The sequence below is a fragment of the Actinomyces sp. ICM39 genome, assembly GCF_000282935.1.
Classification (GTDB): Bacteria; Actinomycetota; Actinomycetes; order Actinomycetales; family Actinomycetaceae; genus Pauljensenia; species Pauljensenia odontolytica_B.
Genome location: NZ_ALCB01000090.1, coordinates 1 through 12615, shown reverse-complemented (window position 1 = coordinate 12615; position 12615 = coordinate 1). Strand labels below are relative to the sequence as shown.

Sequence of the window (12615 nt, the reverse complement as noted above, 5' to 3'; positions counted from 1 at the left end):
CCGCCGCCCACCGGCACCGCGGCAGGTCCCTCCGACGCCCTCCACACCAGTGGGGCTGGGTCGCTGTTGTCTGGTTCGGCGCGTCGTCTCGAAGCCCGGCCAGGCCCTGCCGCCGCCCACCGGCACCGCGGCAGGTTCCGCCGGTGCCCTCTACACCAGTGGTTCCTGGTGTGCTGTGAATAGCCCTGCTAGGCCCCGCCCCGCCCATGCCATAGTAATTTCGCATGCAATTCCCCTGAGTGTATTTCAAGTGTTGAAATCTAATCGTTGATATTCTGCGGTTTTTGAGCGTGCATCGATTCGTGTCGTGGGGGGAATTGCATGCGAAATGTGGGTGGAGGTGGTGTCGCCGCCGTCCATGGGTGCCGCAGCCGGGCCCGTCGCCCACAGGTGCCGCAGTCAGGTCCTGCGTCTGGAGGTACGCCCGTGGCTCGGGTCCCTTCCCGCCGTCGGTGGGGGTTTTGCAGCATTAGGAACTCGCTGGCGGCGTGTCGCCGGCGTGTCGGATCTCTAATGACGCCATTTCCCCCGTTTGGTGGTGATGGGGTCGTGGCTTGGGGTGGTGCAGCGCCCAAAACGCAGACCACCTCGGCGAAAAACGCTGAAAACGGGCGGTTGCGGGTGAGGTGGTCTGCGTTTTGGGCACAACGGTGCCTGTCGTGGTGTGTTGTTCGCACGTCAGCCCCTGAACATGCGCGTTAACCCTTTGACGCGCACGTCAACACCTCAACATGCGCGTGGGCGGCGCTGCTTCGTGAGTACTGCCCATTTTGCCGTGGTAAAGATAGTGCTGGCAGCCCGCCCAGACGACCACCTAGCGCGTTAACGTGCGGCCGGACGGGTGCGCGAGTACAGTGACGCCCCGCCCGAAGCCGGGCGGGGCGTCACCGGAGCCGACCGATCAGGCGCTCTGCGGCAGTGTCGGTGCGAGGAATACAAGGGCCACCATGATCGAGTTGTTGAGCGCGTGGTACAGCCACGAGTAGGCAATGTTCTTGCCGGATTTGACGTACACGAGCGTCAAGATGATGCCGACGGGCAGGTACATGGTCATGTCCTGCCACTCGTGGCAGTGCATGTAGGCGAAGAGGAATGCAGAGATTGACCCGAGAAGCCAGGTCGGTGCGTACGGGCTCAGCTTGCCGATGAGGATGTGACGGTAGAAGATCTCCTCAACCAAGGGCATGCCAATTGCAACGAAAAAAGCGAATGTGAGACCGAGAGCGCTGTCGGATAGTGCGCTGACGACCCCCTGCTGGTTCTGTGCGACCGGCGGGTTCGGACCATAGATTGCGAGGCGTATAGCACCTTGGGTCATGGTGATGAGCAGCCATAGGCCCAACAGGAGTGCAATCTTGCGCACGGGACGCCTGCGCAGGAACGAGAATGCGGATAGAAACTCGCGCCCGAAAAATGCCAGCACCATCGCCAGGAAGATTGAGTCGAGTATGACGTTGACGAGGGTGGTGTTCCATGACGCGGGGAAGATTGATGTCGGGATGATGTCGAGCAGGAAAAATGAAGCGTAGGGGATCCCGAAGATTGCGATGCGCACCCAGTCGTCGCGCGTGAGGTGCTTGGGGGACGAGGCTGGGGCGGCCTCGGTCGGAACAGCCGCGCCGGGCAGGTCGGTGGGCAAGGGCTCGGTGACTGTGGGCCCCTGCGGGCTCGTCATCGTTGCTGGAGTGGTGCCAGCTTCCTCTGTGGGGGACGCGCTGGGATCGGGACGCATGGATACCGAACCGCTTTCTATGTAACTATCGATGCCTGAGGATTATGACAGGATTTTAAATTCTTTTGCAAGTTGGCGCCCTTGTGGGATGTTTGTGTAGTTAATGTGCCATTTTTATGGCATCGCGTCAGCAAGCTGTCAAGCTGGGCCTTTCGTCCCCCAAGGGGGTCATGCCTTCGCGCTAAACACGGTCACGGCATGGTCACAATTTAGGACGACCTAAACGGACTACTTTTCACCTGGGCGAGATGTGGCTACGCTCAATGCTTAGGAATTCCATCATCCCGGCGTTACCTAATCGCCGGATCGTCAGGAGGCAAGCGGTGACAGTGCTTCGCGCTCACGCGCATAGTATTCGCGCTCACGTACACAACGTCGGTCAGCGACTCAGTCGCGTCCTCATCGTCGCCGTGATGGCGGCTCTGGCCGTGGCGATGTTCGCCTCGCCCTCGCGCGCCGCGGATCAGACGTGGAGTGATGTTTCGGCCACGATCAATGGCCTGATCGACGAAGGCGTGTCCACCTACAAGGCGGGCGACGCCAAGGGCGGCAAGGACAAAGTCAACGACGCCTACTACAAGCACTACGAGATCACCGGCATGGAGAAGCAGGTCATGGCCCGTATCTCCGGCTCGCGCGTCTCCCAGGTGGAGATGGAGTTCTCCCTCCTGAAGAAGGCCATGAGTGACGCCGACAGTGCGGGCGTCGATAGCCACGCTACGACCCTCAAGCAGTACATGGTCGAAGACGGCGCGTCCCTGGATGGCGTCGCCCCCGGGTCGGCAGCCCAGGCCTCGTCGGATGATTACAGCCCCGGCGCGTGGGGTGAGGTCGCCAAGACGATCAACGGCATCCTCGAAGACGGCGCCAACGCCTACAAGGGTGGCGACGCCAAGGCTGGTAAGGACAAGGTCAACGAGGCCTACTACAAGCACTATGAGATCACCGGCATGGAGAAGCAGGTCATGAGCCGCATCTCCGGCTCGCGCGTCTCGCAGGTGGAGATGGAGTTCTCCCTCCTGAAGAAGGCCATGACCGACGATGACTCGGCGGCGGTCGACCAGCACCTCTCGACGCTGACGAACTACATCCGCGAGGACGCCAATAGCCTCGACGGCTACACCGGCAAGGCTGCCGACAAGACCACTGACAGCTCGGGCACCTCCCCGTGGATCGCCCAGTTCCTGCCCTCCCTCCTCGTGATTCTGCGCGAGGGCATGGAGGCGATCCTGGTCGTCGCCGCCGTCCTGGCCTACCTGGCCAAGGCCGGCCACAAGAACAAGGCCCCCATCGTGTGGGGCGGCGTCGCCCTCGCCCTCACCCTGTCCGTGGGCCTGGCCTTCCTCTTCAGCTACGTGACCTCCCTGGCGGGCGCCAACCAGGAGCTCCTCGAGGGCTTCGCCGCGCTCTTCGCGGTCGTCATGCTGATCTGGGTCTCCAACTGGATGATCAACAAGTCCTCCAACAAGGCCTGGGACGAGTACATCAAGAAGCAGACCGACGCCTCGCTGACCAGCGGCTCCCTGCTGGGCCTGGCGTTCATCTCCTTCCTCGCGGTCCTGCGCGAGGGCGCCGAGACGATGCTCTTCTACGTCCCGATCGTCGCGGCTGCGGGCGACAAGGTCCACTACGTGTGGATCGGCCTGGCGGTCGGCCTCGTGGCCCTGGTCATCATCTACCTGCTCATCCAGTTCGCAGCGGTGCGCATCCCGCTGCGCCCGTTCTTCACCATTACCTCGCTGCTGATGGCCTTCATGGCCTTCACGTTCACGGGTTCTGGTATCGCGGAACTCCAGGAGGCGGACGTCGTGTCCCTGACGCCCATCTCCGGCTTCCCCACCATTGACCTCTTGGGGATCTACCCCCGAGTGGAGAACCTGGCCGCGCAAGCCATCGTTCTCGCCATCATCGTCGGTCTCTATTTCTTCGGAAAAGCTCGCCTCGCCCGCGAGGCCGCCGCCCAGTCGCGGGCCGGGGAATGACACCCCCGAGCGACACCGACGTTTCATCCAACCAACACGCACAGGAGATCATCACTATGAAGCGCTCTCTGTTCCGCGTCGGCGCGGCCCTGGCCACGCTGGCCCTCGCAGGCACTCTGGCGGCCTGCTCCAACAACTCCTCCTCGTCCTCCAGCGAGAAGCCCGCGGCCTCGGCCTCGGCTGACTCTGCCGCCCCCGCCCCCGGCGAGGACGCTGGCTTCGAAGAGCAGCCCCTCGGCGACGAGGTCCACGTCGGCCCCCTCGTCGTGGGTGGCGTCTACTTCCAGCCCGTCGAGATGGAGCCCCAGGTGGGCACCCCCGCCGCAGATTCCTCGATGCACATTGAGGCCGACATCGCCGCCGCCGCCGACAACAAGCTCGGCTACGGCGCGGGTGACTTTGTGCCCGGCCTGACCGTGGACTACGCGATCAAGGACAAGTCCGGCAACGTCGTCCAGGAGGGCACGCTCATGCCGATGAACGCGTCCGACGGCCCGCACTACGGCCTGAACCTGCCCAAGCTGGACGCCGGCACCTACGACGTGTCCTTCATGATCAAGCCCCCCAGTGTGTGGCTGCTGCACACCGATAAGACCACGGGTGTTGAGGGCCGCTTCTGGACCGAGCCGCTCGTCGCCGAATTCCCGGATTGGCAGTGGGATCCCACGGCCGTTTCCTGGTGATCGACGCTCATGCTTTGCGGGGCCGAGGCAGTGGTTCTTTTGTGGGACCTCTCGCCTCGGCCCTTGCCCCGTGAGGGGACTAGAATCGACACCGTAGCTACGACTTCGGTGAACCTTTATTTCGGGAGGAAAGCCAATGCTTCAGCAGATGAGTGAAGCAACCCTGACGCTGCTATTGACGATGCTCGCGCTCGGCGCCGTCATTCGCTTCATGCCCGCCGCCGGGCGTGGTCGCCGCGGTAAGAAGGCGCGCTCGCTGGCCGTTTGGGTCGGCGTCGGCCTGGGCATGGTCTCCTCCCTGGCCCTGACGATCATTAACGTCGAGGCCCCTAAGTCCGTGAACCGCCAGACCGTTGGCCTGTTCACCCTTCCCGTCGTGATCGTCCTCGCGGTCCTGTTCCTCGCGCTCATCGCGGTACGCTCGCGCCGCGTGCGTTCCCTCCTGCCCGGTGACGCCGACGACGAGGCCCGGGCCGCTTCGTCGATGGAAACCGCGGTGAGCGGGGATACCCTCGTGCGCATCGTCGGTGCCCTCTACATTGCGGCCGCCCTGTTCCGCGCAGTCCCCACGGCCATGAACCAGGCCGTCATGATGCTCTCGGGCGGCGTCGAGATCTACTCGACCCCGGTCGTCCTCGCGCTCGTCGGCTACGTGCTGGCGTGGGTGCTCGTCTGCTTCGTCGCCTGGGTCTCCTACCGCCTGTGCTCGTGGAACAACCGCGTGTGGCCGGCGGCCTTCATCCTGATCTCGCTGCTGGCCAACCACGCCCTGATGGTCGTGCGCATCATCAAGGCCAAGCGCTGGATTGCGATTCCGAAAGACGCGTGGAACGTCATGTCGTGGTTCATCAACCACGAGGCCGTCTTCACGATCGCCGCGGGCCTGGCGCTGTGCGCCGTCGTAGTCCTCACCTGGCTGGCATCGCGCTCGATTCCGACCGTTGGGGCCAACCCGGCGGAGGGACGCCTGGGCCGTGCGCGCTCGCGCCTCTACAAGTCCATGGCCGGCACCGCCGCCCTCGGCTACCTGTGTGGCGCGCTGCTCATCACCGTCGGCGTCGCCTACGGCAGCCAGGAGATCGAACTGTCCCCGCCCGAGTCCTTCAGCGTCGTCGACGACCAGGTGAGCGTCAACCTCGCCGACATCTCCGACGGTCACCTGCACCGCTACGAGTACACGACCTCGGGCGGCGTGAAGGTGCGCTTCATCGTCATCCAGAAGTCCGGCTCCTCCTTCGGCGTGGGCCTGGATGCGTGCGAGATCTGCGGCCCGTCGGGCTACTACGAGAAGGACGGCAAGGTCATCTGCAAGCTGTGTGAAGTGGCGATGAACATCGCGACCATCGGCTTTAAGGGTGGCTGCAACCCGATCCCCATCGAATACAAGGTCTCCAACGGCACGCTGACCGTGCCGATCTCCGCCCTCGAGGCCTCGGCCTCCATCTTCGCGAAGTAAGGCTCACGCGTGTTTTTCCGAATGCTCCGCGGTGCCCTCACGAGGCGCGGTAACCGCCACTTCATGATCGCCCTGACCGTCGCGCTGGGCGCCTGCGTCGCCACGTCCATGCTCTCCGTCATGTTCAACGTGGGCGACAAGGTCAACCAGGAACTCAAGTCCTACGGCGCAAATATCGTGGTGCGCCCGCAGGGTGCGGCCGTCCTCGATGACCTATACAACACGGGCGAGGTCACCGAGGCCCGCTCGTACCTGCGCGAGGACGAGCTGGGCAACATCAAGACGATCTTCTGGACGTACAACATCCTCGACTTCACGCCGCTGCTGAACGTGTCCGCTACCGACGCGTCCGGCGAGCATGTGCCCACGACCGGCACGTGGTTTGGCCACCACCTCGAGCTGGCCACCGGCGAGAGCGTCGAGACCGGCCTCGACAAGCTGCGCGGCTGGTGGGGCATCGAGGGCTCCTGGCCCGCTGATGACGACGAGGACGGCGCCCTCGTCGGCACCACCTACGCGGCCGCCCACGGCCTGACGGTCGGAGACACTGTCACCCTCACCCGCGAAGGCATCACCCGTGACTTCACTGTACGCGGCATCCTCACCAGCGGCGACGACGCCGACCGCGGCGTGTTCATCCAGCTTCCGCAGGCCCAGGCGCTCCTGAACCGCGAGGGCGTCGTCGGCAGCGTCGAGGTCTCCGCCCTGACCACGCCCGACAACGACCTGGCCCGCAAGGCCGCGAAGAACCCGAACTCGCTGAGCGTGTCCGAGAAGGAAACCTGGTACTGCACCGCCTACGTCTCCTCCATCGCCTACCAGATCGAGGAAGTCATGACGGACTCTGTGGCCCGCCCGGTCCGCCAGGTCGCCCAGTCCGAAGGCGTCATCCTGGAAAAGACCCAGCTGCTCATGGTCCTCGTGACCGTCCTGGCGCTCATCGCCTCGGCCCTGGCCATCGCGAACCTCGTGACCGCGGGCGTCATGGAGCGCTCCAACGAAATCGGCCTCATGAAGGCCGTGGGCGCGAAAGATAAACAGATCATCTCGCTGTTCCTGACGGAGACAATCATCGTCGGCCTGGCCGGCGGGGTCCTCGGCTACGGCGGAGGCCTCGCCCTCGCGCAAGCGATCGGCTACATGGTTTTTGGCTCCTCCATCGCCTTCGTGCCCGTCGTCGTCGGCCTCGTCGCCGTCCTTGTTATCCTCGTCGTCCTGGGAGCCTCCATCCCGGCGATCCGCTACCTGCTGCGCCTCAACGCGGCGGAAGTCCTGCACGGAAGGTGATGCCCATGTCCAGACGAGCAATGTTCTGGCGGATGGTCACCTCCTCCATCCTGCGCCGCCGCTCCCGCGTCCTCATCGCGATCCTCGCCGTCGCCATCGGCGCGACCACGCTGTCCGGCCTCGTGACGATCGCGGTCGACGTGCCGGCCCAGCTGGCCCGAGAGATCCGCTCCTACGGCGCCAACCTCGTCGTCACCCCCGCCGGTGACGTGCCCATCACGGACGAGGCCGTGGCCGCCGCGACCGCCCAGGTGCCCGCGAGCGCTCTGGTCGGATCCGCAGCCTTTGACTACGAGACCGTCACCATCAACGACCAGCCCTACGTGGCGGGCGGCGCCGACCTGGAGGCCGTGCACGCCATGAACCCGTACTGGTTCGTCGACGGTGAGTGGCCCGCTGCGACGGGCCAGGTGCTCGTGGGCGAGCAGGTCGCTTCGACGATCGACGTGAAGGCCGGGGACACGATTACGGTCAGCCAGCTGGACGCGAGCGCGTCCTCGAAGGCCGCCGCCCAGTCGGGGGCGCAAGCCTCGGCCCTCAAGGTCGATCCGCGTACCGTCACCCTGACCGTGTCCGGCATCCTCAAGACCGGCGGCAACGAAGACGGCTACGTGTACATGTCCAGACAGGACATGAGCGCGCTGACCGGGCAGACCGACGCCGTGTCGCTCGCCGAGTATTCGATCGCGCTGGAAGGCGATCAGCTGAGCGCCGTCGCCGACGCGATGAATGCCGCGAACCCGCAGATTCACGCCCAGACCGTGCGCCGCCTCGCCCAGTCCGACACGGGCGTCCTCGCGATGCTGCGCTCCCTCCTCGTCGTCATCACCGTCATCGTGCTGGCGCTGACCATGATCGGTGTGTCCACGACGATGATCGCCGTCGTCACCGAACGCCGCAACGAGATTGGCCTGCGCAAGGCCCTGGGCGCCACCGCCCGATCCATCACCCGCGAGTTCATGGGTGAGGGCGTCATGCTCGGCCTCATCGGAGGAATCCTGGGGGCCGGGGCAGGCTACGGCCTCGCCGTCCTCATCTCCACCTCCGTGTTCCACCGCTCCATCTCGCTGCACCCCGTTATCCTCCTCGGCACGGTCGCCTGCTCGATCCTCATCGCCGTCCTCGCCTGCCTCCCGCCCGTGCGCCGCGCACTGGCCGTCGACCCCGCGCTCGTCCTGCGCGGAGAATGAGAGTCACCATGACCACCTCCACCGCCACCCCGGCCTCGTCGGCCTCCACGGACGCGCTGCTGAGCCTCGAGGGCGTCTCCAAGATCTACGGGGACCTGCACGCCCTCGACAACGTGTCCCTCGAGATCCCGCGCGGCCAGTGGGTCTCCATCGTCGGCCCCTCCGGCTCCGGTAAGACCACGCTCATGAACATCGTCGGCGCCATGGACACCGCCACCAAGGGCACCGTCATGCTGGACGGCCACGACATCTCCGACCTGACCGCCGACGAGCTCACCGAGGTGCGCTGCCGCACCATCGGCCTCGTCTTCCAGCAGTTCCACCTCATCGGCCACCTGACGGCCCTCGAGAACGTCATGGTCGCCCAGTACTACCACTCGATGCCCGACGAGAAGGAAGCCCTCGAGGCCCTCGACCGCGTCGGCCTGGCCGACCGCGCCACCCACCTGCCGCGCCAGCTCTCCGGCGGCGAGCAGCAGCGCGTGTGCGTGGCCCGCGCCCTCATCAACTACCCCAAGCTGCTGCTGGCCGACGAGCCCACCGGCAACCTGGACGAAACCAACGAGGAGATCGTCCTCGACCTGTTCAACCAGCTCCACCAGGACGGCACGACCCTCATGGTCGTCACCCACGACGCGCTCGTCGCCGAACAGGGCCAGCGCGAAATCCGACTCGACCACGGCAAGGTCGTCAAGGAAACCTGGCACGACCACGATTTCGAACAGCGCGCCTCCGGCCTGGTTCTGCCCGGCCGCGACGGCGACGCACGCAGCGGAAAGGACAAGGTGCGATGACCACGCCCACCACCCCCGATAGCCGTTCCCGCTGGGTCACCCCGGCCTCGTACGCGGTCCTCGGCGCCCTCGGCGCGACCATCCTGGCCGCGTGCGCGCCCTCCACCGGCCTGGACATGACCAAGCCCATGAGCGACGGCACCTGGACCGCCCAGTCCAACGCCGACGACCAGGGTTCCATCGGCACCATCACCATCACCGTCGAGGGCGGGCGCATCACCGCGACCTCTTACGAGACGACGCTCGCCGACGGCACCGACAAGGGCGCCGATTACGGCAAGAGCTCCTCGGGCGAGGTCTTCAACGAGGACTACTACAAGAAGGCTCAGGCCGCCGTCGCCTCCTACCAGGAGTACTCCGACAACCTCACCAAGGTCGGCGACCCCGCCAAGGTCGACGTCATCACCGGCGCCACCGTCGCCCACCAGCAGTTCGTGCAGGCCGCCATCCGTGCCATCGCCGCGGCCCAGGGCGTCTCCCCGGACGGCGCCGATGACATCAACATCCCCGGCCTGAACGACGCCACCAAGGACGGCGACCTCGACAAGGACCTCGGAGGCTCCGACGGCTGATTTGGCGCGTACCGCCGGCGCGCCGGGGGACGAGGCCGTGGCAGAGTCCCCGGGGTCTGCTCCCACGTGGCGCTCCTCCTTCCCCGCGATGGGCACCCGCATCGACATCATCGGCTGGGGCGGGGACGGCATGGCGATCGTCAACGCTGTCGTGGGCGTTGTTGCACGCCATGAGGACATGTGGAGCGTGTTCCGGCCTTCCTCCGAGGTGTCGCGGCTCAATGATGCTGTCGCCTCGACTGTGGGCGGTGGCGGCGCGTCCCGCTGCGGAGCCGATTGTGCGCAAGGCGGCCCCGGCCTCGTCGTGAGCGAAGAAACTGACTGCCTGCTGCGCGACGCGCTGGCGCTCACGGAGGCGACGGGGGGAGCGTTCAACCCGCTGATCGGGCCGCTCGTCGCCGCGTGGGATGTTAAGGCGATGCGGGCCGCGTACATCGCGGGTGCGCCCCTGCCGCCCGCGCCGTCTGAGCGTGTCGTGGAGGCGGCGTTGCGGGCGTCGTCGTGGGGCTTGCTGTCGCGCGTTGGTGAGCGGCGGTGGGCGATGGGGGTTCCCGGTGAGTCCGCGGGTGGCGTGGATGCGCCCAGCCCAAGCCTCGACCTGGGCGGTATCGCGAAGGGATACACCGCCGACGCGTGCCGCGACCTGGCCGTGGCCATGGGGGCGCGTGGCGTGTTGGTGTCGGTGGGGACCTCGTCGGTGTCGGTGTTCGGGACTCGCGCCGACGGCTCTTCGTGGCGCGCGGGCCTGCGAGACCCCCATGGCGGGCCCACGTCGGTCGCTGGCGTCGTGGAGCTTCCTGCGGACGGCATGGCGTCCCTGTCGACGTCCGGGGATAACCTGGGGCCGCTGGGCGGTGTGCGCGCGGATCCTGTAGTGGGGCGTGCGGCGGGGCCCGTGTCGGATCCTCGCGCGCGTGAAACACGGCGTGAAACATCCGCGGGTGGCGGTCGAGTTTTCGATCACCACATCATCGACCCGCGCACGGGTTACCCCGCGAATGCGGGTGTGCGACAAGTTAGTGTCGTGGCTTCATCGGGCGTGTTGGCGGAGGCGCTGTCGACGGCGCTCCTCGTCGATCCGTCCATCGATATTTCGGACGTCGCGGCCCGCTGGGCCCGCGTGACGGGCGCCCCGGCCTCGGCGAAGGTTGTTGGCCTGGTGCGTGCTGAGCAGAGCTAAGGCAGTACGTCCATATAATCCGGATTGAGCTGGGCGCACGGCGGTTGAGTATATCGAGGGTTGAGCCTTCGGTGCTGCGTTCTTGTGTGTCTGTTGCGGTCAGATGCGACGTCCGTGCTGAAGGTCTGCACTGGTTAGGGAGCATTACACCATTTAGGGAGCATTACACTGCCTGGGAAGTGGTGTAATGCCCGGCTAAATGGTGTAACACCACTTAGGAACAAGCCAATATGCGGAGAATGCTGGCATTTAACCGATGCCGACCTGTGATTGCGCTACGAGTACTCGCGGATGCGTGCGAGAGTGGCAGTTATCCACATACCTTCGGAGCAATTGGGCTTTATCCACAGGTCTGCTCTCAGGTCGTGACAACGCTTGTCGTCACGCGGATGATGGGCTTATGAACGCTCAATCGCTGACTGTTATTAGGTCTTCGACAGATGGACGGCCTTCAGTGGGGGATCTGTCGTCAGGAAATGTACTTCGCATTCAGCGCGGACGTTACGTCACGATTCATCAATCTGGTTCTCCGATGACCTACTGGGAGATGTGGGCTCTCGTGGCCAGGGCTCGATTACTTGTCGTGAATGACAGCAGCTCCTGCTCTCCGGTGTTCGTAGGTGCTAGTTCATTCGTTGCGCGGTCGATACCGCTCTGGGAGGCAAATCCCGATGTCGTGATCTGGTGCGCGTCGCGGCATGGGAGGCGCTCAATGCCGGCTGTCACCATGCAAACGGTGACTATTCCAGCGACGTTCGTGTGTTCGACTGTGAAGAAGCCCTACGAACGCAGCATCGAGATCGTTGATCGGTTGCGATGTGAATCTGTCGTTGAAGCGGCAGTTCGCATGGCTTGTTATTCGGAACGTCTCAGCGGATTTGTGGCGATTTGCATGGCGTTGCACCACGAGTCTCGGTTTGTATTGCTATCCCAGGAAGAAAGTAGGCAACGAGCTGAACGCGTTCGGGGCAAGATGCTTGAATGCTTGGATCTGTATCGGCATCAAAAAGAATGCGTTCCCTACAAGCGTGCACAGTGCCTGATAGCCGCCGCTGACCCGGGCTGCGACAACCCTGCCGAGGCGGCGCTGTTGTGGGTCCTCAAGTCGGTGAGTGCCTTCGAGGTCGTGACCCAGTTCGAGATCGTCGTCAACGGGAGGCGTTATTTTGCGGATATTGCGATCCCGGGACTCATGATTATCTTCGAGTTTGATGGCATTGGAAAGCTGGGCAAGGACGATGCTGAATTCGCCCGGGCGAAGCGTGACTGGATCCAGCGGGAAAACGACTTGCGTAGTGCCGGTTGGAGGATCCACAGGGTCTCTTGGAAAGACTATGAAGACTTCAGTAGGTTACGTGCGTGGGCGATCCAACTCCTTCGTCCGCATCAAGTTGCCATCCCTGAGCATGCTGAGGCGCTGTGGGCGTTGCCGACTGAAGCGTGTGATGGCCCGAGTCGACGTTTTCATGTCTACGCTCGATGAGGCCTGCACCGGTTAGGGAGTATTACACCACTTAGGGAGTATTACACTGCCTGGGAAATGGTGTAATACCCGACTAAATGGTGTAACACCACTTAGGGACAAGCGACACCGTGGAAGTGGAGTCCGGCTGCCGTGGCGGTGGGCGTCGTCGGTGTCTGGAGGGGGTCGGGACGATGCGCCGAACGTATCAGGACGCCAGGTGCCACTGGTGTGGAGGGTGCCGGTGGGGCCTGGTTGCGGTGCCGGTGGGCGGTGG

10 protein-coding genes are annotated in these 12615 nt (G+C 64.6%); 9 read left to right on the top strand and 1 reads right to left on the bottom strand.

Translation table 11 applies throughout. The features are described from left to right. Window positions 1-901: 901 nt before the first annotated feature. Entirely contained in the window at window positions 902-1732 is an 831-nt protein-coding gene (locus HMPREF1137_RS05720) for a CPBP family intramembrane glutamic endopeptidase (RefSeq protein WP_007589887.1), read from the bottom strand. Between the two features lie 323 nt (window positions 1733-2055). Here HMPREF1137_RS05720 and HMPREF1137_RS05715 point away from each other — a divergent pair, with 323 nt between their 5' ends. The 9 genes from HMPREF1137_RS05715 (at window position 2056) to HMPREF1137_RS05675 (ending at window position 12359) form a co-directional block, all read left to right on the top strand. Next, window positions 2056-3714 carry an FTR1 family iron permease gene (locus tag HMPREF1137_RS05715; RefSeq protein ID WP_007589868.1) on the top strand — a complete coding sequence of 553 codons (1659 nt, stop codon included), beginning with the start codon at window positions 2056-2058 and terminating at the stop codon, window positions 3712-3714. A gap of 56 nt (window positions 3715-3770) precedes the next feature. Next, a complete protein-coding gene (locus tag HMPREF1137_RS05710) occupies window positions 3771-4397 on the top strand; it encodes an iron transporter (RefSeq protein ID WP_007589882.1) in 627 nt (208 codons plus the stop codon). A gap of 136 nt (window positions 4398-4533) precedes the next feature. Next, window positions 4534-5853, top strand: a complete 1320-nt coding sequence (locus tag HMPREF1137_RS05705) for a DUF2318 domain-containing protein (protein ID WP_007589885.1) — start codon at window positions 4534-4536, stop codon at window positions 5851-5853. A 21-nt stretch (window positions 5854-5874) separates the two neighbouring features. Continuing rightward, window positions 5875-7140 carry an ABC transporter permease gene (locus tag HMPREF1137_RS05700; protein WP_034497045.1) on the top strand — a complete coding sequence of 422 codons (1266 nt, stop codon included), beginning with the start codon at window positions 5875-5877 and terminating at the stop codon, window positions 7138-7140. Between the two features lie 5 nt (window positions 7141-7145). Then, complete coding sequence (locus HMPREF1137_RS05695; protein WP_034497055.1) at window positions 7146-8330, top strand: ABC transporter permease; 1185 nt, start codon at window positions 7146-7148, stop codon at window positions 8328-8330. Window positions 8331-8338: 8 nt separating this feature from the next. After that, window positions 8339-9124 carry an ABC transporter ATP-binding protein gene (locus tag HMPREF1137_RS05690; protein ID WP_007589879.1) on the top strand — a complete coding sequence of 262 codons (786 nt, stop codon included), beginning with the start codon at window positions 8339-8341 and terminating at the stop codon, window positions 9122-9124. Further along, on the top strand, window positions 9121-9696 hold the full coding sequence (locus HMPREF1137_RS05685) for a hypothetical protein (RefSeq protein ID WP_007589889.1): 576 nt from the start codon (window positions 9121-9123) through the stop codon (window positions 9694-9696). The genes HMPREF1137_RS05690 and HMPREF1137_RS05685 overlap by 4 nt, the downstream gene beginning before the upstream one ends. A 37-nt stretch (window positions 9697-9733) precedes the next feature. After that, entirely contained in the window at window positions 9734-10876 is a 1143-nt protein-coding gene (locus tag HMPREF1137_RS05680; protein WP_231284036.1) for an FAD:protein FMN transferase, read from the top strand. Window positions 10877-11645: 769 nt separating this feature from the next. Next, window positions 11646-12359 (top strand): hypothetical protein, encoded by a 714-nt coding sequence (locus HMPREF1137_RS05675; protein WP_231284034.1) that lies wholly within the window; start codon window positions 11646-11648, stop codon window positions 12357-12359. Window positions 12360-12615: the final 256 nt, after the last annotated feature.